Source organism: Cupriavidus sp. OTU4054, from assembly GCF_038440175.1.
Lineage (GTDB): Bacteria > Pseudomonadota > Gammaproteobacteria > Burkholderiales > Burkholderiaceae > Cupriavidus > Cupriavidus pauculus_D.
The window spans coordinates 183,221-209,696 of the sequence record NZ_JASATF010000009.1 but is presented as its reverse complement, the minus strand read 5'-3'; the positions used below and the strand labels follow the sequence as shown (position 1 = coordinate 209,696).

General features: G+C 64.7%; 25 protein-coding genes and 1 riboswitch. Of the genes, 15 read left to right on the top strand and 10 right to left on the bottom strand.

Going from position 1 to position 26,476, the window contains the following annotated elements:
* Positions 1–156 (bottom strand): CNNM domain-containing protein (locus tag AAHB16_RS13590; RefSeq protein ID WP_342051118.1); only part of this gene is annotated, 156 nt, incomplete at its 3' end.
* A gap of 157 nt (positions 157–313) precedes the next feature.
* Positions 314–477: riboswitch (FMN riboswitch) on the top strand.
* Positions 478–582: 105 nt separating this feature from the next.
* On the opposite strand from AAHB16_RS13590, the gene ribB reads away from it, so the two are divergent.
* Both ribB and AAHB16_RS13580 read left to right on the top strand, forming a co-directional pair.
* Positions 583–1,254 carry a 3,4-dihydroxy-2-butanone-4-phosphate synthase gene (gene ribB / locus AAHB16_RS13585; protein WP_150377021.1) on the top strand — a complete coding sequence of 224 codons (672 nt, stop codon included), beginning with the start codon at positions 583–585 and terminating at the stop codon, positions 1,252–1,254.
* Positions 1,255–1,363: 109 nt separating this feature from the next.
* Complete coding sequence (locus AAHB16_RS13580; RefSeq protein WP_342051114.1) at positions 1,364–1,912, top strand: surface-adhesin E family protein; 549 nt, start codon at positions 1,364–1,366, stop codon at positions 1,910–1,912.
* A gap of 5 nt (positions 1,913–1,917) precedes the next feature.
* On the opposite strand, the gene AAHB16_RS13575 is transcribed toward AAHB16_RS13580, so the two are convergent.
* Positions 1,918–2,319, bottom strand: a complete 402-nt coding sequence (locus AAHB16_RS13575) for an RT0821/Lpp0805 family surface protein (RefSeq protein ID WP_150377023.1) — start codon at positions 2,317–2,319, stop codon at positions 1,918–1,920.
* Positions 2,320–2,742: 423 nt separating this feature from the next.
* Between AAHB16_RS13575 and AAHB16_RS13570 the strand changes: the two genes are divergently transcribed.
* Positions 2,743–4,302: a glucan biosynthesis protein G gene (locus AAHB16_RS13570; protein ID WP_191002315.1), complete on the top strand. Its 1,560-nt coding sequence runs from the start codon at positions 2,743–2,745 to the stop codon at positions 4,300–4,302.
* Positions 4,275–6,884: a glucans biosynthesis glucosyltransferase MdoH gene (gene mdoH / locus AAHB16_RS13565; RefSeq protein ID WP_342051113.1), complete on the top strand. Its 2,610-nt coding sequence runs from the start codon at positions 4,275–4,277 to the stop codon at positions 6,882–6,884. Before AAHB16_RS13570 ends, mdoH begins: the two co-directional genes overlap by 28 nt.
* 87 nt (positions 6,885–6,971) lie before the next feature.
* Here the strand turns inward: mdoH and AAHB16_RS13560 are convergent, their stop codons facing one another.
* Positions 6,972–7,562 carry a hypothetical protein gene (locus AAHB16_RS13560; protein ID WP_150377026.1) on the bottom strand — a complete coding sequence of 197 codons (591 nt, stop codon included), beginning with the start codon at positions 7,560–7,562 and terminating at the stop codon, positions 6,972–6,974.
* Positions 7,563–7,879: 317 nt separating this feature from the next.
* Here AAHB16_RS13560 and AAHB16_RS13555 point away from each other — a divergent pair, with 317 nt between their 5' ends.
* Positions 7,880–9,079, top strand: a complete 1,200-nt coding sequence (locus tag AAHB16_RS13555; protein ID WP_150377027.1) for a Bcr/CflA family multidrug efflux MFS transporter — start codon at positions 7,880–7,882, stop codon at positions 9,077–9,079.
* 3 nt (positions 9,080–9,082) lie between these two features.
* Here the strand turns inward: AAHB16_RS13555 and AAHB16_RS13550 are convergent, their stop codons facing one another.
* Positions 9,083–9,949 (bottom strand): mechanosensitive ion channel family protein, encoded by an 867-nt coding sequence (locus AAHB16_RS13550; protein WP_150377028.1) that lies wholly within the window; start codon positions 9,947–9,949, stop codon positions 9,083–9,085.
* Positions 9,950–10,188: 239 nt separating this feature from the next.
* Positions 10,189–11,391 carry an ammonium transporter gene (locus AAHB16_RS13545; protein WP_150377607.1) on the bottom strand — a complete coding sequence of 401 codons (1,203 nt, stop codon included), beginning with the start codon at positions 11,389–11,391 and terminating at the stop codon, positions 10,189–10,191.
* 475 nt (positions 11,392–11,866) lie between these two features.
* On the opposite strand from AAHB16_RS13545, the gene AAHB16_RS13540 reads away from it, so the two are divergent.
* The 3 genes from AAHB16_RS13540 to AAHB16_RS13530 all read left to right on the top strand — a co-directional run bounded on the left by AAHB16_RS13540 (position 11,867) and on the right by AAHB16_RS13530 (position 13,282).
* Positions 11,867–12,148: an HU family DNA-binding protein gene (locus AAHB16_RS13540; protein WP_109583182.1), complete on the top strand. Its 282-nt coding sequence runs from the start codon at positions 11,867–11,869 to the stop codon at positions 12,146–12,148.
* Between the two features lie 145 nt (positions 12,149–12,293).
* Complete coding sequence (locus AAHB16_RS13535; protein ID WP_342051112.1) at positions 12,294–12,782, top strand: acyl-CoA thioesterase; 489 nt, start codon at positions 12,294–12,296, stop codon at positions 12,780–12,782.
* A 35-nt stretch (positions 12,783–12,817) separates the two neighbouring features.
* The gene (locus tag AAHB16_RS13530; RefSeq protein WP_342051117.1) at positions 12,818–13,282 is read left to right on the top strand and encodes a CreA family protein; all 465 of its coding nucleotides are present in this window, start codon (positions 12,818–12,820) and stop codon (positions 13,280–13,282) included.
* Between the two features lie 18 nt (positions 13,283–13,300).
* Here the strand turns inward: AAHB16_RS13530 and AAHB16_RS13525 are convergent, their stop codons facing one another.
* A complete protein-coding gene (locus AAHB16_RS13525; protein ID WP_150377030.1) occupies positions 13,301–14,065 on the bottom strand; it encodes an SDR family oxidoreductase in 765 nt (254 codons plus the stop codon).
* Positions 14,066–14,265: 200 nt separating this feature from the next.
* Here AAHB16_RS13525 and AAHB16_RS13520 point away from each other — a divergent pair, with 200 nt between their 5' ends.
* Positions 14,266–14,787, top strand: a complete 522-nt coding sequence (locus AAHB16_RS13520) for an Mpo1 family 2-hydroxy fatty acid dioxygenase (RefSeq protein ID WP_150377031.1) — start codon at positions 14,266–14,268, stop codon at positions 14,785–14,787.
* 297 nt (positions 14,788–15,084) lie between these two features.
* Positions 15,085–15,549: an HU family DNA-binding protein gene (locus AAHB16_RS13515; protein ID WP_150377610.1), complete on the top strand. Its 465-nt coding sequence runs from the start codon at positions 15,085–15,087 to the stop codon at positions 15,547–15,549.
* Positions 15,550–15,662: 113 nt separating this feature from the next.
* Here AAHB16_RS13515 and AAHB16_RS13510 read toward each other — a convergent pair whose 3' ends face one another.
* Positions 15,663–16,616 (bottom strand): GlxA family transcriptional regulator, encoded by a 954-nt coding sequence (locus AAHB16_RS13510; protein ID WP_150377032.1) that lies wholly within the window; start codon positions 16,614–16,616, stop codon positions 15,663–15,665.
* A 118-nt stretch (positions 16,617–16,734) separates the two neighbouring features.
* On the opposite strand from AAHB16_RS13510, the gene AAHB16_RS13505 reads away from it, so the two are divergent.
* Positions 16,735–17,532 (top strand): SDR family NAD(P)-dependent oxidoreductase, encoded by a 798-nt coding sequence (locus AAHB16_RS13505; protein ID WP_191002316.1) that lies wholly within the window; start codon positions 16,735–16,737, stop codon positions 17,530–17,532.
* Positions 17,533–17,594: 62 nt separating this feature from the next.
* Here AAHB16_RS13505 and kdgD read toward each other — a convergent pair whose 3' ends face one another.
* Entirely contained in the window at positions 17,595–18,509 is a 915-nt protein-coding gene (gene kdgD / locus AAHB16_RS13500) for a 5-dehydro-4-deoxyglucarate dehydratase (RefSeq protein WP_150377033.1), read from the bottom strand.
* Between the two features lie 379 nt (positions 18,510–18,888).
* Between kdgD and AAHB16_RS13495 the strand changes: the two genes are divergently transcribed.
* Positions 18,889–20,259, top strand: a complete 1,371-nt coding sequence (locus AAHB16_RS13495; RefSeq protein WP_150377034.1) for an MFS transporter — start codon at positions 18,889–18,891, stop codon at positions 20,257–20,259.
* Positions 20,260–20,285: 26 nt separating this feature from the next.
* Positions 20,286–21,887: a galactarate dehydratase gene (garD, locus tag AAHB16_RS13490; RefSeq protein WP_342051111.1), complete on the top strand. Its 1,602-nt coding sequence runs from the start codon at positions 20,286–20,288 to the stop codon at positions 21,885–21,887.
* Positions 21,888–21,974: 87 nt separating this feature from the next.
* Here the strand turns inward: garD and AAHB16_RS13485 are convergent, their stop codons facing one another.
* Together AAHB16_RS13485 and AAHB16_RS13480 are read right to left on the bottom strand one after the other, a co-directional pair.
* Positions 21,975–22,718: a hypothetical protein gene (locus AAHB16_RS13485; protein ID WP_342051110.1), complete on the bottom strand. Its 744-nt coding sequence runs from the start codon at positions 22,716–22,718 to the stop codon at positions 21,975–21,977.
* Between the two features lie 479 nt (positions 22,719–23,197).
* Positions 23,198–23,608 carry a hypothetical protein gene (locus AAHB16_RS13480; protein ID WP_342051109.1) on the bottom strand — a complete coding sequence of 137 codons (411 nt, stop codon included), beginning with the start codon at positions 23,606–23,608 and terminating at the stop codon, positions 23,198–23,200.
* A gap of 149 nt (positions 23,609–23,757) precedes the next feature.
* Here AAHB16_RS13480 and AAHB16_RS13475 point away from each other — a divergent pair, with 149 nt between their 5' ends.
* Together AAHB16_RS13475 and AAHB16_RS13470 are read left to right on the top strand one after the other, a co-directional pair.
* On the top strand, positions 23,758–24,651 hold the full coding sequence (locus AAHB16_RS13475; RefSeq protein WP_342051108.1) for an alpha/beta hydrolase: 894 nt from the start codon (positions 23,758–23,760) through the stop codon (positions 24,649–24,651).
* Between the two features lie 169 nt (positions 24,652–24,820).
* Positions 24,821–26,473 carry a tannase/feruloyl esterase family alpha/beta hydrolase gene (locus AAHB16_RS13470; RefSeq protein ID WP_342051107.1) on the top strand — a complete coding sequence of 551 codons (1,653 nt, stop codon included), beginning with the start codon at positions 24,821–24,823 and terminating at the stop codon, positions 26,471–26,473.
* Positions 26,474–26,476: the final 3 nt, after the last annotated feature.

Sequence of the window (26,476 nt, the reverse complement as noted above, 5' to 3'; positions counted from 1 at the left end):
GGTACCCCCCCAACGCTTCCCCGCGGCGACCCCCCCGCTACCGCCGTCTTCGATCAGACGCTGCAGCCGCGCCTTGCGCGCGGTGACGAGCGCGATCTCCGACATCGCGAAAAGACCGTTGAGAAGAATCAGCGCCAGCAGTATGGCAATTTCCATCAGGGTGCACGCCCTTGCGCGCGCGGGTATTGAAGAAGAAGGCCTAGCATACCACCCGCGTGTGACGTAGGTCCCGCAAACCGGGGTCGCGCCCGGCGGCAAACGTGCGGACGTGTTAACATCGCTGCGCCGCCGCGGAGCCTTCGCGACGGTAACGTTACGTCTTCAGGGCGGGGTGAAAGTCCCCACCGGCGGTATGTCGCACGCGGTCATTCCCATGGCCCGCGACGAGCCCGCGAGCGCCCGCATGCGAATGCGGGGTCAGCAGACCTGGTGAGAGGCCAGGGCCGACGGTCATAGTCCGGATGAAAGAAGATGGGGCGCCTCGTCACGACCTGTCGTGCGCTTTCCACGCGCGCGCGGTCGTGCGCGGTCGCCTGTCCTCCCCTGAAACGCCCACAGTCCTTGCCTTTATGGAGCGTTTCAATGCAGAGCATTTCCGCCGATCCCGAAGTTTCCGAAATTTCCAACGAGTCCAGCGTTTCCGGTTCCCTCGCCGAACGCATCGCGCGCGCGCTCGATGCCATGCGTGAAGGCCGCCCCGTCGTGCTGCTCGACGACGACGACCGCGAGAACGAGGCCGACCTGATCCTCGCCGCTGAGCGGCTCACGCCCGCCAACATGGCGATGATGATCCGCGAATGCAGCGGCATCGTGTGCCTGTGCCTGACCGCGGCGCGTGTGCGCGAGCTCGGCCTGCGGCCGATGGTCGAGAACAATCGCAGCCAGTACGGCACCGCGTTCACGGTCTCCATCGAGGCGCGCGAAGGCGTGACCACCGGTGTCAGCGCCGTCGACCGCATCACGACGATCCATGCCGCGGTGTCGGGCGAGGCCGATGCCGTCGTGAGCCCTGGCCACGTGTTTCCGCTCGTCGCGCGCGATGGCGGTGTGCTCGCGCGCCGCGGCCATACCGAGGGATCGGTCGATCTCGCGCGCCTCGCGGGCCTGCAGCCGGCCGCCGTGCTGTGCGAGCTGATGAACCCCGATGGCACCATGGCCCGCCAGCCCGAGGCACTCGTGTTCGCGCGCGAGCATGGCCTGCCCGTGCTCACGATCGCCGATCTCGCGGCGTGGCGCGAAGCGAATGCCTGCTGAGGGGCTGCAAGAAAATTGAAACAATACGCACCGCGGGGGCCAAAGCCCCCGCATGCGTATGCGACAATCGGGTCCTGCTTTTTCTCCCGTCCGCACGAGGGCAGCCCCAATGTCCCATTCAGTTCGTCTCGCCGCGACCGCCTTTGCCATCGCGGCTACCTGCTTCACCGCCGTGGTCCATGCCGATGACGGCATGGAGATGCCAGGTGCCATGTCCGGTGCCATGCCCAGGATGGGTAGCACCACAGGCAGCACCACAGGCAGCACCACAGGCAGCACCACAGGCAGCGGGCAGGTGGAGGCCGCACCTCCCGATCCGCAACGCTGGCTGCCCGTGCTCGGCACGACCGGCATGGTGTCGTACTTCGACCAGACCGCCGTGCGCCGCCGCGGCAGCGAGGTCGGCGTCGTCGTCGTGCGCAATTCGCCGGCCGGCGTCATCCGCACCACGAGCGGCGAGACCATCCGCTCGTCGCTCAAGCGCATGGTCCTCAACTGCGCCACGTCGATGTATGCCGTGGTGGAGCAGACGCTCTACAGCAAGCGTTTCGCGCGCGGCGAGTCCATCTATACGATCCACGCGCCGCAGCTCGGCAAGCCGCAGCGCGCGCAGACCGGCACCATCGCCGGCGAGTTGATCGACAAGCTCTGCCGCTAGGCCGTTCAGTCGGACACCTGACGCGCCTTCCACTGGCCGTTCGACTGCTTGCAGAACCAGCCCGACCACGCTTCGGTCGCGCTGCCGCGCTTGAGGTCCGACTTCAGCCGGCGGCACGACTGGCCCTTGTCCGTCTTGCTCTGGACGGGCGTGATGGTGCCGTCGATCGCCTGCCGGCGGCCTTCCGCCGGGTAATGCCATTCCACCGCCGTGTCGTCGGCGGTGTCGACGAGCGCTTTCCTGACGATCTGCTGCAACGCGGCGGCTTCCTTCTGATTCAATGTGCCGATGATGCTGCCCGAGAGGTAGTGATCGAAGTAGGCGAGGGCGGGCGCGCTCGCGCCAAGCATCAAAGTGGGGACCAGGCCCGTTAGCAGTGCGGACCGAATCGACTTCCGAGTGGGCATGACGGCTCCTGAACGAAGTGACGGAGATGGGAGGGCGGCGCTTCGGGTCGTCCCGAAGTGGCGCCTCGTCCATTGTATGCGCGCCGCAGCGTGCCGCGTCAGGGTCTCATTCATGTAACCGGCCCGCGCCCCGCACGGCCAAAAAGTGGGCGATCGCCCGCAAACGCTTGTGTGGAGCGGCTTCCAGCCGACAGGGGTTTCATTTTGTTGCAAACCTTGCGTGCAGGAAACGTGACTTTTTAGACGCGAATTGTTAAGGTCTGCCCTCGCATGGTGGCGATGGTCCGGCTCTTGCTCTCTCGGCTCTTGCTCTCTCCCTTCGCCCGCCACGCCACACCCTTCAACCGCAAGATTCAACCGGCCTTCATGACCGTCTCGCCCCTGCCAGATTTTCCGCACCGTTCCGCCTGCCAACCGCCCGAGATGCGCGCCCGTGTCGCCTTCGGACGCCTGCATGGAAGACTGGCGCGATGGCTCGGGGCCGGCGCGGTCATGCTGACGACGATGGTGGCAGCCACCGCCGCGCACGCATTCGACTTCGAAACCGTGTCCGCGCGCGCGCGTCAGCTGGCGGGCGCGCCTTACAAGCCTGCGCAGCAAAATCTGCCACGCGAACTCGCCGAACTGTCCTACGAGCGTTACAAGGACATTGAATACAAGCCCGAGCGCTTTGCCTGGCGCAATGCGCGGCTGCCGTTCGAGCTGTCGTTCTTCCACGAAGGCATGGTGTTCGACCAGCCCGTGCGCATCAATGAAATCGTCGGCGGCAGCGTGCGCGAGTTCCGCTTCGATCCCACGGCGTTCAACTACGGCCCGCACAAGGTCGACCCGGCCAAGCTCAAGGGGCTTGGTTTCGCCGGATTCCGCCTCATGTATCCGGTGAACCAGGGCACCAAGGGCAAGAAGGACGAGCTCGCGTCGTTCCTCGGCGCCAGCTATTTCCGCGCGTTGGGCCGCGACCAGTGGTACGGCCTGTCGGCACGCGGCATCGCCGTGGACACGGGCCTGAATTCGGGCGAGGAGTTTCCGCGCTTCACCGAATTCTGGATCGAGCGTCCGGGCCCGAACGACAAGCAGCTGACCCTGTACGCGCTGATGGACTCGCGCCGCCTGTCCGGCGCGTATCGCTTCATCATCAAGCCCGGCACGGAAACTGTCATGGAGGTCAAGGCGCGACTATTCTTGCGAGAGAACGTCACCAAGCTGGGCCTCGCGCCGCTGACCAGCATGTATCTGTTCGGCGAGAATCAGCCGTCGCCCACCGTCGACGTGCGCCCCGAAGTGCATGACTCGGACGGCCTGTCGATTCATCTCGGCACGGGCGAATGGGTCTGGCGCCCGCTCGTGAATCCGAAGCGTCTGCTCGTGACGTCATTCGCCTCGACCAATCCGCAGGGGTTCGGCCTCATGCAACGCGACCGCAGTTTCGACAACTACCAGGAGATCGGCTCCTGGTACGAGCGCCGCCCCAGCGGCTGGGTCGAGCCGCGCGGCAACTGGGGCTCGGGCCGTATCGAGCTCGTGCAGATTCCGACGCCGGACGAGACCAACGACAACATCGTTGCGTACTGGATTCCCGACAATCCGCCGAAGCCGAAGCAGGCCTTCGACTACGAATACCGCCTGCTCTGGCAGAAGGAGACGGCCAACCTGCCGCCGCTGTCGTGGGTCACGCAGACCCGGCGCGGGCAGGGCCTCACACGCAAGCCTGACGATACGAGCTTCTCGCTGACCGTCGATTTCGAAGGTCCGGCGTTCAAGAAGCTGCCCGAGGAGACAAAGCTGGAGCCCGTGATCTCGGCCGATGCCAACGGCGAACTGCTCAAGACGTCGGTGGTGCGGAACGAGGCAACGGGTGGATGGCGCATGACGATGTTCCTGCGCCGCAAGGACGAGAACAAGCCGGTTGAGTTGCGCGGCTATCTTCGCAACGGCAATACGACTCTTTCCGAGACATGGAGCTACATCTTACCCCCCGGCTAAAGCAGCGCCCGGCCCTGGCGGCAGCATGCGAGCGATATGTCGATCGCCTGCCCGCATCGCCGGAGTTGCGCAGCGAACTGCTCGCAGACGCCCAACCGACGCCGGTGACGTGCGTGCCGGCCGATGGCAGCGAGACGCCCTCGGCCATGATTGAATTGCAGACCCGCCTGGCGGGCCTGCGCGAGCCGTCGAAAGAAGGCCCGCGTCCCGCGTCTCCGGACGCGACGACGCCCGGCGGCGCCACCTATGCTTCCGTGGGCCGCCGCTTCGGCATGGCTTACGGCAATCCGCAGATCGACGGCGAACCGCTGCTCCAGCGTCGCGACGACGGCACCGTGCATGTCAACACGGGGCCCGACCCCGAGCGCGCATCGATGGTGCCGCGCCAGTGGCCGCCGCACGTGGTGAGCGGCTGGCTGCGCAATACGTGGCGCCGCATGGTCGGCCGCCCGCCCGTGCCCGAGACGTGGGACACGCTGCATGACGGCCCCGACGCGGAAGGCAAGTGGCATCCGGCCGGCTCGCATCGCCGCTGGTTCCTGCTGGGCCTCGTGGTCGCGCAGACCGCGGCCGCCACGTACGCCATGACCAACGTGCTGCCGTACAAGGGCGCGGATCCGCTCGAAGTGGCGATCCTCGTGCTGTTCGCGGTGCTGTTCTCGTGGGTGTCCGCGGGCTTCTGGACCGCGATGATGGGTTTCCTCGTGCTGGCCAAGGGCGGCGACAAGCATCTGATCTCGCGCTCGGCCGCGGGCGATGCGCCGATCGACCCCAAGGCGCGCACGGCCGTGATCATGCCGATCTGCAACGAGGACGTGACCCGCGTATTCGCGGGGCTGCGCGCCACGTACGAATCGCTCGAGCGCACCGGGCAGATGGCGCCGTTCGACTTCTTCGTGCTGTCGGACAGCGGCAATCCCGATCTGCGTACCGCCGAACACGACGCGTGGATGGAAGTGTGCCGCGCGGTCGGCGGCTTCGGCCGCATCTTCTACCGCTGGCGCCGTCACCGCGTCAAGCGCAAGACGGGCAATGTGGCGGACTTCTGCCGCCGCTGGGGCAGCAAGTACCGCTATATGATCGTGCTCGATGCGGACAGCGTGATGAGCGGCGAATGCCTGGCCACGATGCTGCGGCTGATGGAAGCGAATCCGGGCGCGGGCATTATCCAGACCGCCCCGATCGCGGTGGGACGCGACACGCTCTATGCGCGCGTGCAGCAATTCTCCACGCGCGTGTACGGTCCGCTGTTCACGGCCGGCCTCCATTACTGGCAGCTTGGCGAGTCCCATTACTGGGGCCATAACGCGATTATCCGCATCAAGCCCTTTATGGAGCATTGCGCGCTCGCGCCGCTGCCGGGCAAGGGACCGCTTTCGGGCGAAATCCTCTCGCACGACTTCGTCGAAGCGGCGCTGATGCGGCGCGCGGGGTGGGGCGTGTGGATCGCCTACGATCTGCCGGGCTCGTTCGAGGAAATGCCGCCGAACCTGCTCGACGAGGTCAAGCGCGACCGCCGCTGGTGCCAGGGCAACCTGATGAACTTCCGGCTATGGATGAAGCAGGGCTTCCACGCGGTGCACCGCGCGGTGTTCCTGACGGGCATCATGGCCTACCTGTCGGCACCGTTGTGGTTCCTGTTCCTGCTGCTCTCGACGGCGATGCTGGCCAAGCACGCGCTGGTGCCCCCGACGTATTTCTCGCAGCCGTACCAGTTCTTCCCGACCTGGCCCGAGTGGCATCCGGAGAAGGCGCTCGCGCTGTTCTCGGCCACGGCGACGCTGCTGTTCCTGCCGAAGATCCTGAGCGTGCTGCTGTTGATGAAGGATGCGCGCAACTACGGCGGTCCGGTACGGCTCGTGCTCAGCATGCTGATCGAGGTGACGCTCTCCGCGTTGCTGGCCCCGACACGCATGCTGTTCCATACGAAGTTCGTGGTCGCGGCTTACAGCGGCTGGGGCATTTCGTGGAAATCGCCGCCGCGGGAAGACGCGGAAACCACGTGGGGCGAAGCATTCCGTCGCCACGGTGGCCACACGCTGCTCGGCCTGGTCTGGGGCGGCGGGGTGTACTGGCTGAGCCCGGGCTTTATCTGGTGGCTGCTGCCGATCGTCGGTTCGCTGGCGCTGTCGATTCCGCTGTCGGTGTTTCTGTCGCGCGTTTCGCTGGGCCGCGCCGCGCGCCGCGCGGGGCTGTTCATGATCCCCGAAGAAACGCAGGTGCCGCGCGAGGTCGTGGAAACGCAGCAGCATGTGGAGTCCGCACATGAAGTGCCGGGCTTCGTCGATGCGGTGGTGGACCCGGTGACCAACGCGCTGATGTGCGCCACGTCCAGCGCGCGCCGCGTGCAGCCGGAACCGACGCGCATGCAGCATGCCTCGCTGGTGCAGCACGCGCTGACCCATGGGCCCGGCGCGCTGAGCGCCACCCAGAAGCATCTGCTGCTGGGCGATCCGTTCGCGCTGTCGCGCCTGCATGAACTGGTGTGGGCGTCGCCGCTGGCCGATGCGGCATGGAAGGAAACGCGCGTGCTGATGCGCCGCGCGGCCAACGTGCTGCCGCTGCGCCCGCGACCGGCCTGACTTTCAAGCGCCGGAACTTCAAACGCCGGAAACGACAAGGCCCCGTCTGACACACGGGGCCTTGTTTTTCGTGGTGGCGTCGTACCGCTACCGCAGGGCCGATACACAGATCGGCGCGTTGATGTACACGTCTCCGACGCGGCGCTCGCCGCGGTCGTTTCGCGTCATGTAGCGAAACATCATGCTGACCCCGAGCTTGGTCAGGATTTCCACGTCACGGTTTGCGCAGATATTGCGCTGGAGCGGCGCCGCATAGTTGACCTCGAAACTGGCGAGGTCGAGCATCGGGCCGCGATAGTTCGTGAGTTCCAGCTGAAACAGTACGTGCTTGCCCGGTACCGACTGGCAGCGGCGCAGCCGCGTCTCGGCATCGATGTCCATCGGCAGCACGTCGTTCAGCTGCCTGCACGCGCGCGCGAGGATGCTGTCGGGGCGGTTGGTATTGCGCAGGAATTCGGGCACGCCGGCCGCGCCGGTGTTCTGGCCGGTGGCGGCGCCCTTGAGCATGCGCGATAGCGCGTCCGCTTCGTCGACGGCCGGTGGCGTCGGCGGCGGGGCGGGTTGCGCGAGTGGCGGACCGCCTCGCACTGGTGCCGCCTGCACGGGCAAAGGCGGCAGCCAGGTCGCGATAGCGGCCAGGCTCAGCGTGGCAATCAACGGCGAATATTGTCTGGTCATGCAGGATAACGTTGCCGGGGACGGTTCCCGTGATGATCCGTCGTCCGCGATGCGTCTGGCTGCGCGGCCGGCACGTCACGCGCGCCGACAGGCAGGCATTGTACCCTCCACCTCGCCATGCGCGAAAGCCGCGCCACGTATGGCATCCGGCCCATTGCGCGGTTTGCGACAGAATCGTGGATACGGGGAAAGCCACCACTTGACGGGTGTGCCGTCACGCGTTCCCGGGGCACGGTTATGTAACAATCGCCGTTTGCCGGGCCGCGCACCTCCTTCCTCGGGGCCGCTCGCCGTCCCGCCCGCTTTCCGGAATCTCCATGACGTCTCCGCGTTTTCCCCTCTGGCTGCTGATCTGCGCGTCGCTGACCGCGCTCGCGCCGCTTTCCATCGACATGTACCTCCCGAGCTTTCCGGCGCTCGCGGCGGACCTGCACGTCGATATCAGCCGCATCCAGCTGACGCTTGGCGCGTTTCTGATCGGGCTGGCGATCGGGCAGGCGTTCTACGGGCCGATCAGCGATCGCTACGGACGCAAGCCGCCGTTGTATCTGGGCCTCGTGCTCTATGCGCTCGCGGCGGCCGGTTGCGCGCTCGCGGGCAGCGTGGAGTCGCTGATGTGGTGGCGTTTCCTGGCGGCGCTGGGTGGATGCGCGGGCATCGTGGTGTCGCGCGCGGTCATCCGGGACAGGCTGGAAGCGCGAGAGTCCGCGCGCGCGTTCTCGTCGCTGATGCTGGTCATGGGCCTGGCGCCGATTCTCGCGCCCATCATCGGCGGCGCGCTTCTCGCGTCGTTCGGCTGGCGCGCGATCTTCTGGGTGCATTGCGGCGCGGCGCTGCTGATTCTGCTGCTCGTGCATCGCCGCATGGAAGAGTCGCTCGATCCCGCGCGGGCGCAGCCGTTGCATCCGGCTTCCGTGATGCGGAGCTATGCGGACCTGCTGCGCGCGCGGGAGTTCGTCGGCTACACGCTCGCGGCGGGCTGCTCGCAGGCGGCCATGTTCGCGTACATCGCCGGCTCGCCGTTCGTGCTTATCGAACTCCACGGCATCGATCCTTCGTACTATGGCTTCGTGTTCGGCGCCAACGCGTTTGGCCTGATCTCCATGGCGCAGGTCAACGCGCGGCTCGTGCGCGCGCGTTCGCTGGACGGCGTGCTACGCGTCGCGCTGTTCGCGCCCTGTCTGGCAGGCGTGGTCCTCGCGGCGGCCGCGCTGACCGGGACGGCAACGCTGCCGGTGCTGCTGGTCTGCTTCTTCGTGTGCCTGTCCGGCATGGGATGCATCCTGCCGAACGCCTCGGCCCTCGCGCTCTCCCATCAGGGCCATCGCGCGGGCACGGCATCGGCGCTGATGGGCACGCTGCAATTCACGCTCGGCACCCTCGCGGGTGCCGCGGTCAGCTTCTGGCACGACGGCACCGCACTACCGCTCGCCGTGGTGATGGCGGTGTGCGGCGTGGCGGCGATGGCGATGCGGTGGTATGGGCATGCCGGTCTGGCGCGCCAGCCGGCAGCCTGAGGACTAGGCGGCCTCGTTCGCCGACTGCGCCGGGGTCATCGGCATCGCCGGCGCGCCCTGCATCACCACCACCTGTGCCGGCATCGGGGCCGCGAACCCCGCCTCGCCGAAGCTTTCGCGAATCACGCGGTTGGTGTCGAAGTACACCTGCCAGTAATGGTCGTTATGGCAGTACGGCCGCACGGCAAGCACGGGGCCCACGAGCGTGAACTCGAGGATCTCGACATCGACCGGCGGTTCCGTCAGCACGTTGGGAATGGCCGCGATGCGTGCCTTGAGCAGGGCCACGGCGGCCGCCGCATCGGTCGAGCCCGCCAGCTGCGCCTTGAGTTCGACGCGGCGGAAGGCATTCGCCGAGAAGTTCTGGATGGTGTCGGTGAAGATCTTGTTGTTGCCCACGACGGTCAGCACGTTGTCCGGCGTATCGAGCGTGGTGGCAAACAGCCCCACCTCGCGCACGGTGCCCGTGACGCCGCCGATGGTCACGAAATCTCCGACCTTGAACGGCCGCAGCACGATCAGGAACGCACCGGCCGCGAAGTTCGACATCAGCCCCGACCATGCCATGCCGATGGCTACGCCTGCCGCGGCAATCAGCGCCGCGAACGTCGTGGTCTGGATGCCGAAGTAGCCGAGGATGCCGATGACCAGCACGACGTTCAGCGTGACCGTGACGATCGAGCCGATATAGCGCATCAGCGTCGGGTCCACCTGCTGGCGCCCCAGCGTTTTCTGCAACATGCGGACGACGAAGTGGATCAGCCACCGGCCGACGATCCAGAAGGCGAGCGCGGCGAGAATCTTGACGCCGAAGACAGTGGCGTAGCCGATGACGACGTCGCGGAAACTGAGCAGCGATTCGGAATCCATGGGCATTCTCCAGTGATGGGAAGCTGGAAACGACGGCCCGCGCGGCGCCGCAAATTGGCAGAAATGCGACAAGCGGGCAAGGCATTATTGGCCCCGCAAATGCGGAAGTTCAAGTAAATAATCCGCAGGAGGGAATAAAGGCGGCCGCCCGAAGCCGCCAATCGGCAGCGGCACCGCAGCCGCGGGCCGCAAAAAAAGCCACCCATTGGGTGGCTTCGGGGGATGGCGGAGAGAGCGGCTTACCAGTTGGTCTCGCGCTCGGGCGTCGCCGAGATGCGGTGCAGCGTCAGGTCCGCGCCATGGAATTCGGCCTCGGGATCGAGCCGGATACCGACGAACTTCTTGAGCGTGCCGTAGACGACCGTGCCGCCGACGACGGCGATCACGATGCCCAGTCCCGTGCCGATCAGCTGCGCGCCGATGGACACCCCGCCAAGGCCGCCCAGCGCATGGGAGCCGAAGATGCCCGCGGCAATGCCGCCCCACGCGCCACAGAGGCCATGCAGCGGCCAGACGCCCAGTACGTCATCGATATGCCATTTGTTCTGCGCGAGCGTAAACAGATGCACGAACAGCACGCCGGCAATGGCGCCGGTCACGAGCGCGCCGAGCGGATGCATGAGGTCCGAGCCCGCGCAGACCGCGACGAGACCGGCCAGCGGGCCGTTGTACGCAAAGCCCGGATCGTTGCGGCCGGCCCACCAGGCTGACAGCGTGCCGCCGGCCATCGCCATCAGCGAGTTGATGGCCACCAGTCCGCTGATCTTGTCGACACTCTGCGCGCTCATCACGTTGAAGCCGAACCAGCCCACAGCGAGTACCCAGGCGCCCAGCGCGAGAAACGGAATGTTCGACGGCGGATGCGCGCTGATGCGGCCGTCCTTCTGATAGCGGCCGCGGCGCGCGCCAAGCAGCAGAATGGCGGGCAGCGCAATCCAGCCACCGACCGCATGCACGACCACCGAGCCGGCAAAGTCGTGGAACGGGGCGCCGGCCACGCGCGCGATCCAGTCCTGCACGCCGAAATGCTGGTTCCAGACAATGCCCTCGAAGAACGGATACACGAAGCCGACGAGGATGAACGTGGCGACCAGCTGCGGGCTGAAGCGCGAACGTTCCGCGATACCGCCGGAAATAATTGCGGGAATCGCCGCAGCAAACGTCGCGAGAAAGAAGAATTTCACCAATTCATAGCCGTTTTTCTGCGCCAGAACCTCCGCGCTCGACATGAATTGGACGCCATAGGCCACGGTATAACCAATGAAAAAGTAAGCAATCGTTGAAACGGCAAAATCAACGAGGATTTTCACGAGTGCATTGACCTGGTTTTTCTTTCGGACCGTCCCGAGTTCCAGGAACGCGAATCCCGCATGCATGGCCAGCACCATGATCGCTCCAAGCAGGATGAACAGGGCATCCGTGCCAGACTTCCAGTTTTCCATTGTGACCTCATGCGCAAAATGGGAGCGCGAGTACGCAAGAAGCATTCCAGAATGGGCTAAAACGGGGCGAATCGCGCCCGAACGCGGTGCGGAGTGCACCGGGATGGCGTCGCGGCGTCGGCCGGCCACGCCTGCCGCCCGGATGGCGAGACCGGAACGCCGGGTTTCGATGCCTCGATATGCAGCATTTCGGTGCGTCTTCATGCCGCAAAACGGTGCGTTGCACCACGGTCGGGCGGACGGTTCGGTGGGGCCGGGGTGTCGAACGGGCGGCCCTCGCGGGGCCGTTCGATTGCCCGAAAAGAGGGGTAAAACCCCCGCTAAGTCTTGTCAGGGAACGATTTGCGGCGATTTCCGTTGCATTGGTGCCACTTGGGATTGCGCTTGGCGCGAAGGGCAGATTAGACTGCGCCGATCGGTGATTTGCCGCCTGGCAGATACATCGGTGACGACGACCAAACAAGGGAAATCAGCCATGAATAAAGGTGAACTGGTATCGGCCATCGCCGCGGACGCAGAACTCAGCAACGCCGCCGCCGAGCGCGCGTTGAACGCAGCGCTGGACAGTATCAAGAAGGCAGTTGCAAAGGGTGATTCGGTGACGCTCGTGGGTTTCGGCAGCTTCAGCTCCGGCAAGCGCGCGGCCCGTACCGGCCGTAACCCGCGTACCGGCGAAACCATCAAGATCCCGGCCGCCAAGACGGTGAAGTTCTCCGCCGGCCAAGGCTTCAAGGACGCCGTGAACAAGAAGAAGTAAGACTTTCGCGTTCGACAAGTCGCAAAGCGGCCTTCCGGGCCGCTTTTCTTTTTTCTGCTTCCCATTCGTTTATCGCGACGCTGCGCCGGGTTAAACTGCGCGCGCGAGCCAAGCTCGCTTCTGGCCTGTTTATGGAATACCCGCGATGAACGATCTGTCCCACCAGCTTTCCATGACCGTGCTGATGACGCCGGACATGGCCAACTTCTCCGGCAACGTGCACGGGGGCACCATTCTCAAATACCTGGATATGGTCGCGTATGCCTGCGCCAGCCGTTATGCGGGCCGCTACGTGGTCACGCTGTCGGTGGACCAGGTCATGTTCCGCCAGCCCATCCACGTGGGCGAGCTCGTGACCTTTCTGGCGTCGGTCAACTACACGGGCCGCAGCTCGATGGAAATCGGTATCAAGGTGATTACCGAGAATATCCGCAGCAAGCTCGTGCGCCATACCAATAGCTGTTATTTCACGATGGTCGCCGTGGACGACAACGGGCAGCCAGCCGAGGTGCCGTCGCTGCAGCCGCGCGACGAGGAAGAGCGCCAGCGCTTCGAAGCCGCGCAGCAGCGCCGCGCGTTGCGGCAGGAAATGGAAAAGCGCCACGACGACATCAAGCAGCGGTCGGTCGGGTGAGCGGAGCGCCTATGCAAAGCGAACGATGGGGATGGATGACGGTCTGTGGGGCTGCCGTCGCGTGCGCGATGGCGGCGGCGCCCGCCGGGGCGGAGGAGATCGGCAGCGTCAGCACGAACTTCCGCGTGACGGGCTCGGACAAGGTCGTCATCGAGGCGTATGACGACCCGCAGGTGCAGGGCGTGACGTGCTACGTGTCGCGCGCCCGCACCGGCGGCATCAAGGGTTCGCTCGGCATGGCGGAAGACCCGCCCGAGGCGTCGATCGCCTGCCGGCAGGTGGGCCCGATCTCGTTCAAGGGCCCGCTGCGTGCACAGGAGGACGTGTTCTCCGAGCGCATGTCGGTCCTGTTCAAGACCTTGCACGTGGTGCGCGCGGTGGACCGCAAGCGCAATACGCTCGTGTACCTCACGTACTCGGACCGCATCGTCAGCGGCAGCCCGCAGAACGCGGTCACCGCGGTGCCGGTGCCGGCGGAAACCGCGATTCCCGTGAAGTAATCAACATCGAACCGCGCGTCAGATCGTCACGCCGCCATCCACGACCACCGCCTGGCCGGTCATGAACGAACTCGCGGCGGAGGCGAGGAAGCACGCCGCGCCGGCGATCTCGATCGGCTCGCCGATGCGCCGCAGCGGCGCCCCCTCCGTCGACTGCCGATAGCGCACCGGATCTTCCCACAGCGCGCGCGCGAAATCCGTCTTGATGAGCCCCGGCGCAATGCAGTTCACGCGCACGTTGTGCGGTCCGAACTCGACCGCGAGGTTGCGCGCGAGCTGGAAATCCGCGGCCTTCGACACGTTGTAGACGCCGATCGTCGGCGACCCCCGCAGTCCGCCGATCGACGACACGATGACGATGGACCCATCGCGCCGCGCGATCATCTGCGGCGCCACCATCTGGATAAGCCAGTGATTGGCAATCACGTTGTTGTCGAGCACCTTGCGGAACTGCTCGTCGCTGACGCCGCTCATCGGACCGTAGTAGGGATTCGAGGCCGCGTTGCACACCAGCACGTCGATACGTCCGAACACGCGGTTGGTCTCATCGACCAGCCGCTGCAGATCCGCCTTCGATGAAATGCTGGCCGCCACCGCGATCGCGGTGCCTTCGCCATGCTCCGCGTTGATGGCCGCGGCCACCTCCTCGCATGCGTCCAGCTTGCGCGAAGAAATCACCACTTTGGCACCCTGTACGGCCATCTGCTCCGCGATCGCCCGGCCGATGCCGCGCGAGGAACCCGTGATGATCGCAACCTTGCCGGTCAGATCGAACAATGACATGGATGTCTCCCGATTGTTTTTCGATGTCGGCCCATTATGGAGACGCCCCGCACGCGCAGTCCACAGCTAAACACCCACGCCGGCACGCTTATCAGCAAACTTTCTGCGGGCAATTCACGCGATGCATGGCACGCGTTTGGAAGACATCTTCCACGCGATCGTGCCTACCATGGGAGGACAACAACAGCGCGGAGACGCCCGTGAAAACCCTGATCGATCATCTTGGCCAGTACGCCGCCTACCATCGCAACCCCCGCAATGTGTTCACGCACTTTATCGGCATCCCGATGATCGTGCTGGCCGTCACGACGCTGCTCGCGCGGCCCGCGATCGCGCTCGGCGACGGCCCGATGTTTCTGACGCCGGCAATCGTCGTGTACGTGCTCTCGTGCCTGTTCTACCTGCGGTTGTCGCTCGCATTCGGTGCGGCGATGGCGGCGATTCTCGCGGTGTTCGTTGCGGTCGGCGCCTGGCTCGCGGCCATGCCGGACGTGGTCTGGCTCGGCGCAGGCATCGGACTGTTCGTAGTCGGATGGATCATCCAGTTCGTCGGTCACCACTACGAGGGACGCAAGCCGGCGTTCGTCGATGACCTGGCCGGACTGCTGATCGGCCCACTGTTCCTGGTTGCGGAAACCGCGTTCGCACTGGGTTTCGCACGGCGTTTGCGTGTTGCGTTGGGTGCGGCGACGGGTGCCACGACGGGTGCGCACGGACACTAGAAAACAGAGTGTGACAGGGCACCGGGGACGCGAAAGTGGGGGGACGTACCCCACCAACGCATGCATGCTGACGCAAACCAGCGACAAAACACGGGGTTTTCACTGGGTTTCACGTATCTGGCTTACGAAAACTCCTTGACTCGCGGCTGTTTCCGCTATGATTCAGTGCGTACCGGCACCCAGGATCGACAGCGTGTCGATTCGTTGCAAGGCAAGCGTAGTACGACAGCTTTGCAACGGGACGTTGAGATTGGTGCCGGACGTTTTGTTCAACTCTTGAACTCTTGTTTATTGGATATGGCGACCAAAGCGAAACCGACCGCGAAGACTGCAGCGAAGCCCGCTGCAACCAAGACCGCTGCCAAGAAGGCTGCGGCGCCCAAGACTGCTGCCAAGAAGGCCGCTCCGGCAAAGAAGGCTGCTCCGGCTGCTGCGACGCCCGTCGCCAAGCCGCTGAAGGACACCTTCAACAAGTCGAGCCTGGTCGCTCACCTGGTGGCACAGACCCAGCTGGAGCCGAAGGCCGTGAAGACGGTGCTGGCCCATCTGGAAAACACGATCGTCAGCGCGCTGAACAAGAAGGGCGCTGGCGAATTCACGCTGCCGGGCCTGCTGAAGGTGACCGCGCAGCAAGTGCCGGCCAAGAAGAAGCGCTTCGGCAAGGACCCGTTCACCGGCGAAGAGCGCTGGTTCCCGGCCAAGCCTGCCAGCGTGAAGGTCAAGGTCCGTCCGCTGAAGAAGCTGAAGGACGCAGCGGCCTGATAGCCGCCTGACAGTGCGCCTGGTATCTGGCACCGGTTCTCCGGTGCCAGTCTTGCCGAAGGCCCTCCCTTGTGGAGGGCCTTGTTTTTTTGTGCCGACAGTTCCCGCCGACGTCATGCGGCCGTGGCGGTGGCCGCGCCGCGCGCCATGCGTCGAATCGCCTGCGGCGGCTGACCGTACGCGCGCAGAAAAGAGCGGCGCATGCGCTCGCGATCGCCGAAGCCCGTCTCGCGGGCGACCACGTCGATCGAATGCCGGCCCGATTCCATCATGAGGCGCGCGGCTTCCACGCGCAGATGCTCGACGGCCTTGGCCGGCGTCTCGCCGGTTTCCTCGCGAAATGCGCGCGCAAACTGCCGCGGGCTCAGATGCGCGGCCTCGGCGAGCTGATCGACCGACAACTCGTCCTGCAGATTGGACCGCGCGTAATCGAGTGCCGCCTGGATGCGGTCCGAGCGCGGCTGCAGCTCCAGCATCTTCGAATACTGTGACTGACCGCCGGTGCGCCGGTGATAGACCACGAGCTTCTTGGCAACGTCGCGCGCCACCTCGGGGCCGCAGTCGCGCTCGACGATCGCCAGCGCGAGGTCGATGCACGCCGTCATGCCGGCCGACGTCCACACCGATCCATCGGTAATGAAGATGCGATCGTCCTCCACCTCGATATCGGGATACCGCTCGCGCAGCATGTCCGCATGGAACCAGTGCGTGGTCGCGCGCCGGCCCGCCAGCACACCGGCCTCGGCCAGATTGAACGCGCCCGTGCACGTCGCGCCCATGCGGCGCGCGGTCTTCGCCGTGCGGCGGAGAAACTCGACGAGCGCGGGCGGCGTCGGCCGGACGTCGTTGTCGCCGACCACGAGCACCGTGTCGTAGCGGCGGCGGTTGAAGGGCTCCGTGGTCACCGTGAACCCGCCCGAGCACATGACGGGCCCGCCGTGCTCGGAGAGCAGATGCACGGCATACAGCGGCTCCGGCAGTTCCTTGTTGGCGAACTCGAGCACGGTGGAGACCGCGAGGTTCAGCACCTGGAACCCCGGATACAGCGCGATAGCGATCTTGAGCATGGCAGAAAAGGTGGTTTCTATGACATTTGAGCCATTGCATTATGGCACTAATCTTGGCATCAGGCAGGCGGCATACCCGCCCGCAACTCTCAATGTCACAGGAATCGGAGTCTTCATCATGAGCAAGCAAAACACGGGCAAGGCAGTCGTCACGGGCGCATCGTCGGGTATCGGCGCCATCTACGCGGACCGTCTCGCCCGCCGCGGTCACGATCTGATCCTCGTCGCGCGCAACCGGGGCCGCCTCGAGCAACTGGCCGCGCGCATCGAGCGCGAGACCGGCCGCACCGCGCAGATCGTCGTCGCGGACCTGGGCAAGGTGGAAGACATGAAGCGCGTGGAGCAGCTGCTCCGTGACGATCCGGCCATCACGGTGCTGGTCAACAACGCCGGCGTGGGCGCCGCGGCGCCGCTGCTGCAGGCGGACGTGGACACGATGCAGGCGATGATCGAGGTCAACGTGACGGCGCTGACGCGCCTGACCTATGCCGCCGTACCGGGCTTCGTGGCCCGCGGCGCTGGCACCATCATCAATATCGCGTCGATCGTCGCGGTGGCGCCCACGCTGCTGAACGGCGTGTACGGCGGCTCCAAGGCGTTCGTGCTGGCCTTCACGCAGTCCCTGCAACACGAACTCGCGGACAAGGGCGTGCGCGTGCAGGCCGTACTGCCGGGCGCGACGCGCACGGAGTTCTGGGATGTGGCGGGCCACTCGGTGGACGCGCTGCCGCAGGAGTGGGTGATGAGCGGCGACGATCTCGTCGATGCGGCACTGGCCGGCTTCGATCAGGGCGAAGTGGTGACCGTGCCGTCGCTGCCCGAGGTGGCGGACTGGAATGCGTTCGAGTCCGCGCGTGCGGCGCTGGGGCCGAACCTGTCGCGCAGCAAGCCGGCCGCGCGGTTTGGCGTGCAATAAAAAACGGCCCCTGCGGGGGCCGTTTTTTTTGAGGCGTCCTCCCCGAGGGGGGGTACATCGACTTACTGCGGTCCGAGCTTCTTGATCAGCGCGTCCAGCTGTTCCAGTTCCGCGCCGGTCAGGTCCGTCAGCGGTGCGCGCACCGGGCCCGCATCGTAGCCGACCAGCTTGGCGCCGGCCTTTACGATCGACACCGCGTAGCCTTGCTTGCGGTTACGGATGTCCAGGTACGGCAGGAAGAACGAGTCGATCAGCTTGCCGACGGTCTCGTGATCGTCCGCGGCGATCGCGCGGTAGAACTCCATCGCGGTCTTCGGGATGAAGTTGAACACGGCCGACGAGTACACGGGCACGCCCAGTGCCTTGTAGGCGGCGGCGTAGACTTCGGCGGTCGGCAGGCCACCGAGGTAAGCCAGACGGTCGCCGAGCTTGCGGCGCACGCGCACCATCGCTTCGATGTCGCCCACGCCGTCCTTGAAACCGATCAGGTTCGGGCACTTGTCCACGACCTTGGCCAGCAGGTCGGCGCCGATGCGCGAGTTGGCGCGGTTGTAGACGATCACGCCGCACTTGGTGGCCTTGCAAACCTCTTCGATATGGTTGGCAATCCCGTCTTCGCTGGCTTCCGTCAGGTAATGCGGCATCAGCAGGATGCCGTGCGCGCCCAGACGTTCCGCTTCCTTCGCGTATTCGATCGCCACGCGGGTCGGGCCACCGGCACCGGCCAGGATGGGCACCTTGCCACGGCAGGTTTCCACCGCGGTGCGGATGACGTTCGAATAGTCCTGTTGCGTCAGCGAGAAGAACTCGCCGGTGCCGCCGGCCGCGAACAGGGCCGACGCACCATACGGCGCGAGCCATTCAAGGCGGGCTGCATAGGTGTCCGCGCGGAAGTTGCCTTGCGCGTCGAAGTCGGTCACGGGGAACGACAGCAGGCCTTCGGAGATGATCTGCTTGAGTTCTTGCGGTGTAGTCATGTCGCTGTTCCTGATCGCCACATGGCGAAGAAAGGGTGGTGGTGGTGCGTTGAGATAAGTCATCGTACAACCAAGCCTTTCGGGAAGCAAGTACGATCCGCCAGGCTCAGGGTAAGCACCGAGATGGCGTGCGCGATCCAGCGGGCCAGGCCGTGCAAGGGAATTGAAAGGAAACCCAAGCGGGACAACGCTTGGCGGGTTTTCCCCATGATGGTGCCGGTTGCGGACCGTGTGCACCGCATCATAGGGTAAACGCGAGATACTGGTGCAGGAATCGCGTCTCTATAATCGATGTCGTACGACGACTGTTGTGTAGATGACATTCACAAGCCGATCCCGCTGCATGCCGCTATGGGGTCAACGGTTGTGAGGAGACCCGATGAGTTTCAACCCCGCGAATACCGTTCCCGCCGCGCACGCCGACTCCGGCGCGCGCCGCACCAACGTCCGTTACTGGATTCTTCTGCTGATCTTTGTGGTGACCACGGTCAATTACGCCGACCGCGCCACGCTCTCCATCACTGGCCCGGCCATGCGCCAGGAGTTCGGTTTCGATGCCGTGCAGATGGGCTTTATCTTCTCCGCGTTCAGCTGGGCTTACGTGCTGGCGCAGTTGCCGGGCGGCTGGCTGCTCGACCGCTTTGGCGCGCGCAAGATCTACGCGGCCAGCATTTTCGCATGGTCGTTCTTCACGCTGCTGCAGGGCTGGCTCGGCATCTTCGCGACGTTCGCCTCCGCGATGGTCGTGCTGTTCGTGCTGCGTTTTGCCGTGGGCCTCGCCGAATCGCCGGCGTTTCCGGCCAATGCGAAGGTCGTGGCGAGCTGGTTCCCGACGGCCGAGCGCGGCACCGCGTCGGCGATCTTCAATGCGGCGCAGTACTTCGCCGCGGTCGTGTTCACGCCGCTGATGGCCTGGCTCACGCACGAGATCGGCTGGCACCACGTGTACCTGTGGATGGGCGGCCTGGGCATGTTGCTGGCGCTCGTGTGGCTCAAGGTCATGCATAGCCCGGCCACGCATCCGTCGATCAACCAGGCCGAGCTCGACCATATCGAGCAGGGCGGTGGCCTGATCCATATGAGCGGCAGCGACGGCAAGGACGACGGGAAGTCCGCGCCCGCCGGCTGGTTCTATGCGCGCCAGCTTCTGTCCAACCGCATGCTCGCCGGGGTGTACCTCGGCCAGTACTGCATCAACGTGCTCACGTACTTTTTCCTGACCTGGTTCCCCGTGTATCTGGTGCAGGCGCGCGGCATGTCGATCCTGAAGGCCGGTTTCGTCGCGTCGTTGCCCGCGATCTGCGGTTTCCTCGGCGGCGTGCTGGGCGGCGTGATCTCCGACACGCTGCTGCGTCGCGGCTATACGCTGACGGTCGCGCGCAAGGTGCCTATCGTTGCCGGCATGCTGCTGTCGGTGAGCATGATCGCGTGCAATTACGTCGATGCCGAATGGCTCGTGGTCGGCATCATGGCGCTGGCGTTCTTCGGCAAGGGCATCGGCGCGCTGGGCTGGGCCGTGGTCGCCGATACCGCGCCGAAGGAAGTCATCGGCCTGGCCGGCAGCATCTTCAACACGTTCGGCAATATCGCGGGCATCGTGACGCCGATCGTGATTGGCTATATCCTCAGCGTCACGGGTTCGTTCAACGGCGCGCTCGTGTTCGTGGGGGTCAACGCGCTGGTTACGGTGCTCAGCTATCTGGTGATCGTCAAGGACATCCGCCGGGTGGAACTGAAGCACCCCAATTAAGCAGAAAAGCAGAAGGAAGAACCATCATGTCGGTCACGTCCCCACAGACGCTTGAACAGAACATCGAACAGAAGCCGGCACTGCCGCCGCTGTATATCCGCATTCACGAGAACGACAACGTCGCGATCGTTGCCAACGACGGCGGCCTTGGCGAAGGCGCGGTGTTCGCCGACGGCCTGACGCTGCGCGAGCGCGTGCCGCAGGGCCACAAGGTGGCGCTTGCCGACCTCAAGCAGGGCGATGCGATCATCCGCTACAACGTGGTCATCGGCTATGCGCAGAAGGACCTGCCGCGCGGCAGCTGGGTCTGGGAGCGCGTGATGGACATGCCGGTGGCACCGGGCCTGACCGATCTGCCGATCGGCACGCGCCTGCCCGCGCCGCTGCCGCCGCTGGAAGGCTATACGTTCGAGGGTTTCCGGAACCCGGACGGTTCGGTCGGCACGCGCAATATCCTGGCCATTACGACGACCGTGCAGTGCGTGTCGGGCGTAGTCGAGCATGCGGTGCGCCGGATCAAGGACGAACTGCTGCCGAAGTATCCGAACGTCGATGACGTGATCGGCCTCGAGCATACGTATGGCTGCGGGGTGGCGATCGACGCGCCGGACGCGGTGGTGCCTATTCGCACGCTGCGCAATATCGCGCTGAACCCGAACTTCGGCGGCACGGCGATGATGGTGAGCCTGGGCTGCGAGAAGCTGCAGCCGGACCGCCTGCTGCCGCCGGGCACGATTCCGATCCAGACCGGTGCCGGCGAGGTACAGGTGGGGGTCGTGTGCCTGCAGGACGACCAGCATGTGGGATTCGGTTCGATGATCGACTCGATCATGACGATGGCCGAGACGCATCTGGAGAAGCTGAACCAGCGCCGTCGCGAGACGTGTCCGGTGTCGGACCTCGTGGTTGGCGTGCAGTGCGGGGGCAGCGATGCGTTCTCGGGCGTGACCGCCAACCCGGCGGTGGGCTTCGCGACGGACCTGCTCGTACGCGCCGGTGCGGCCGTGATGTTCTCGGAAGTCACCGAAGTTCGCGACGGCATCGACCAACTGACCGCCCGCGCGGCCACGCCGGAAGTGGCCGAGGCCATGATTCGCGAGATGGACTGGTACGACAAATACCTGGACCGCGGCCGCGTGGACCGCAGCGCGAACACGTCGCCGGGCAACAAGAAGGGCGGGCTGTCGAACATCGTCGAAAAGGCGATGGGCTCGATCGTGAAGTCCGGCAGCGCGCCGATTACCGGTGTGCTGTCACCGGGCGAAAAGCTCAAGCAAAAGGGCCTGATCTACGCGGCTACACCGGCCAGCGACTTTATCTGCGGCACGCTGCAACTGGCGGCCGGCATGAACCTCCACGTCTTCACAACGGGCCGCGGCACGCCCTATGGCCTGGCGGAAGTCCCCGTGATCAAGGTAGCGACCCGCAACGACCTGGCCCGCCGCTGGCACGACCTGATGGACGTGAACGCAGGCCGCATCGCCACGGGCGAAGCGACGATCGAGGATGTGGGCTGGGAACTGTTCCAGCTGATGATCGACGTGGCGAGCGGGCGCAAGAAGACTTGGGCGGAACACCACAAGCTGTACAACTCGCTGGCGCTGTTCAATCCGGCACCGGTGACCTGAGGGTGATGGGTTGATTGGCTGAGTGGCATCGATGGGAAGCGTGACGCTTCCCATTTTTTTTATCTTTGTGCCGATTGAAGTTTTTCACTAAGTCACCTTCAGCATGGACTCCAACATCTCGCTGGCCAGATTGCGCTCCCTGGGCTGCCCGATGCGAATGGCATCCGTCAGGGCAAGCAGGGCATACAGACGCGAATCCTTCCGCACGGCGTTCGGTACCGAAGGCGCGAACGGAATGATCGCCGCGCCTTTCGTGTTCCCGCGAGGGTCTGGCCACACTGGCACGATCTCGCCGGCGGACATCAGCTTCCCTTCGAGGACCGGTGCTCCCAACGATGTCGCAATACCTCGCGTTACTTCTCCCGGTTTGGCGGGAAATACGTAACGGATTCCGTGGATCAACAATTCGCCGAGCGCCTTCGCGTTGGCGCGGGGCACGCCGTCTCTTCGATCTAATTTTGCTAAACCTGCTTCGAAGCACCGTTGGAGTGACAGGCTCACTTGCGACTTGCTGATACCGGTTGAGTCCGCTAGACCTCGGACGCTGAATTCAGCTTTATTCCGCTCCCCCGCATCCGAGTATTCCAGTTCACCCTCGCCACGCGGACTCTCCGCGCGAGAGAGGGTGACCATCGCGCTCGGTGATGCCTTAAGGTGAACATCGCTTCGGTCCTCCCACCCCAGCTCTTGCGCGAGCAGCGCGGAGCCGCCCGGAGCGGCACTCTCCAGCTCCCAGTCTTGCCAGCCGTCTATGCGAGGCCGGCCGCCCTCCCGATCTCTGATCTCGAGGCTCACAAGCTTCAATAGGAGCAGAATGTCTTGACTTTTCATCGCGCGCACCTCCGTGCTGTCCCGTGTCCTAGGACACGGGACATTCTGTTCTCGCGGCGAGGCCATTGTCAAGGCAGAAGTCCCTGCCCGATATGTGTGTCCTGAGTAAATCTGGTGGGCCCGTGGGAGCGTTATGCCTTGCCCGGGCCTACGCGAACGCCTTGCTTGTCGCGCTGAATACAAGGCAGATACCCATAGGCCCGAAGCCGGGCAAGGTCTTGTGGTGCCGATGGTGGCATTGCATTGATGCCCAAGGCGGAGGTCTCAATGCCGAACGAGCCACATTTCGGACAGGTGTACTTGTACCCGCGCAGGGCAGAGGACCGAATGCGTTCTGCGGCGGTTCCGCATAGCGGGCAATTTGCAGGTTGTGGGAGCATGGCCTGGAGGAATCGAGTACTGTATATATATACAGTATAGCCATGCCTTCGCGGAAGGGAAGGGGCGGGTCGATGTTGTGGTTCATCATCGCAGTCGCATCATTCCTCGAATGGACCCGGCCCCGCCAACGCGTCCGTCCTCTCCACGGCGAACACGCAGTCGAAATACTTTCCCGCTTCGCTCCACGGTGCACCTTCCTTCCATAGGGCAATAAAGGCCCGGCTGACGTCGACGACATGGTCGTGCCTGCTGCCGACCTGTCGCACGTAGCTGTAGAACTGCTGGATCTTGCCGGGCTGCTGGAAGCGAGGGGAGAACAGCGCTTTCCCGCATTGCGGCTGCGCCGTCGAGCGAAGCGTCACGCGCGCGTCGCAGCTCGAAATCCGCGGCGGCGACGCGCGATTCAGTGCGAAGGGGGGATCGTCGGGCCAGCGCACGCCATACAGCAGGACCTGATACTGCTGCACCGATTCGACGGTGACGCACGACGACTCGGAACCCGCCGCCACGCTGCAATTCTCGATTGCGCCATTTTTCCAATTTCCCCCGCTCGATCGCCACGAATCGGTCGATTGACCGATCCAGCGCAGCGTGAACGAGCGATATACCTGTCGCATGCATCACGGAGATGCTCGATTCACGGTCATGGTGAGCAAAAATGGAAATTATCGAGAAGCACCGGGATACCCTGGTTTCGGGGTCTGAAGTCTGGCTGGTTCGGCCGGACCATATCGACGACGTTCTTCGTATCTGCGTGACACCGAATCGCGTGCCGCAAGCGGGCACGCTTGGCGCACTGGTGGTTGCGACAGATGCGGAGCTTAGCGGCGGTGCGCTCATCAGCACGATCAAGAGTTGCGCGGTGGGGTTGGACCTGCCTCTGGTCTATGGCGTCAGCGTTGGCTATCCGCTCGATGCGAATCCCCCGTTCGCCATCAAGCGAAATCGAGAGCTGACCACGTCATGGCCGGCTTTCGAGCCGGTGACGCCTGCATTCATGGGGTTGCCCGGTATGGCCCCGACGGGAGGGGCCGAGGCGTTTCTTGATTTTCTGGCCGATGAACTCATGCCGGCGCTCGCGGACACGTTTCCTGTCGATCTCGGCGAGGCGACGCTGACCGGGCAGTCTTTCGGCGGCTTCTTCGTCCTGTATGCGTTATTGCACCGCCCCGAGGCGTTTCGTCGTTATCTCGCGGTCAGTCCCTCGTTGTGGTGGGACGATCATGGCTTGCTCGACGTTGCCGCGCGGATCGTCGCGGAAAGCCCGGCGCCGGCGGCGCAAGTCTACTTGTGCGCGGGCGAACTCGAGCATCGCGCACGGTTCGGCCTGCAGTTTGGCGGGCCAATGCCGGATGCCATCCGGGGCGTCGTGCAGTCGGCACTGGGACGTACCGACATGCCGGGTGACATGTTCATGATGAAACAGATCTTGCAGGGCTGGCACAACGATCGATTCTCCGTCGAGGCGCATGTCTATCCGGAAGAGAGTCACGAATCGATCATGGGCGCGGCATTCAGCCGTGGGCTGCGCCGCCTGCACGGCACGCTATAGCGGCTGCCAGATCGATAAACCTCGCGATCCACGACCCGATCATCATCCTGCTAAACCGATAAATACATCCGAATAATCAATTTATTGCACGAATTTGTCGCGCCTATACTCCGGTCGCCAGCGCATGACTGGTCTTTGCTTGCAGGCAATGAATACAAGGAGGAGGCAAATGCGTCGAGACCCGATGTTCCGGGCGGACCTGACATGGCCGGTGCTCGTGCTGGCGTGTACCGGATGGCTGCATGCATGCGGTGGGGACGATGGGCCGTCATCGTCCGCGCCGCCCGCCACGACGACACCGCCAGCGACCACGGCGACCGCATGCGACACCACGTCGCTTGCTCAGGTGAAGCTGGACGGCGCGTCCGTGACGAGTGCGGCAGCGATTCCCGCAAGCAGTTTCACGCCGCCCGGCGCAAGGACGCCCCTTACCGGGTTGCCCGCGTTCTGCAGGATTCAGGGCAGCGCGACACCGACGTCGGACTCGCTCGTCAACTTCGAAGTATGGGTCCCGACCGATGGGTCATGGAACGGCAAGCTCGTGACCACCGGCAACGGCGGCTACAGTCCCGCGCTCAGTTACGGCGACATGGCTTACGCCATGCGGCAGGGTTATGCCGTCATCGGCGGTGACACGGGGCATCAATCGGCGGATCCGAACGAGATGTTCTGGGGCGTCGGTCATCCGGAGAAGATTGCCGACTGGGGCACGCGGTCGATCCATGCGATTACCGCGCCCGGCAAGACGCTGATCGCGTCGTTGCAGTCGAAGGCCCCTTCGCGCGCCTACTACTACGGCTGCTCGACCGGCGGCCATCAGGGCTACGCGGAAATCCAGCAGTATCCGCAGGACTTCGATGGCGTTATTGCCGGGGCGCCCGGCAACAATCGCATCCGGCTGAATGTGGAGTTCATGCATCGGTTCCTGAGCAATCGCACGCCGGGCGACAATACGACGCTGATTCTTCCGGCGTCGAAGATGGCGATGGTCACGAACGCCGCGGTGGCGGCATGCGACAGCCTCGATGGTGTGACGGACGGCGCAATGGAGGACCCGCGCGCATGCACGACCGCGCAGTTCAACGTCGATAGCCTGTTGTGTACCGGCGCGGACAGCCCGACCTGCCTCACGCAGCCGCAGATCGACGTCGTCAAGAAAATCTACGCGGGCCCGAAGAATCCTCGCACCGGCGAGCAGCTCTATCCCGGCCTGACGGTGGGAAGCGAATCGGGCTGGTCCAGTTACTGGGGCGTCTCGGAGCCGACGCGCGCCGATTTCTGGCGGCTGTGGGTATTCGAGAATCCGCAATGGAACTGGTGGACCTTCGATTACGACCGCGACGTGACATACGCCGATGCCAAGGTCGGCAAACTCGTCGATCAGCGTAACCCGGATATCGGCGCGTTCAAGGCGCGAGGCGGCAAGGCCATCGTGTACCAGGGATGGGCGGACCCCGTGGTCAATCCGCGGGACACCATTGCCTATTACAACGCCGTGCAGACGCTGCAAGGCTCGCAGGGCGCGATGGATAGCTTCTTCCGTCTGTTCCTTGTCCCGAGCATGGGTCATTGCTCCGGCGGCAACAGTGCCACCGTCTTCGGAAACGGCGGCATCGCCGCACCCACCATCGACGCCACGCACGATGTGCTGAAGGCGTTGGACAACTGGGTCGAGAAGGGCATCGCGCCGGACACCATCGTCGCGTCGAAGGTGGCCAATGGGGCCGCCACCCGAACGCGTCCGCTGTGTCCGTATCCGCGCAAGGCCATCTACAAGGGCAGCGGCAGCACGGACGACGCGGCCAGCTTCACGTGCGGATAGCCG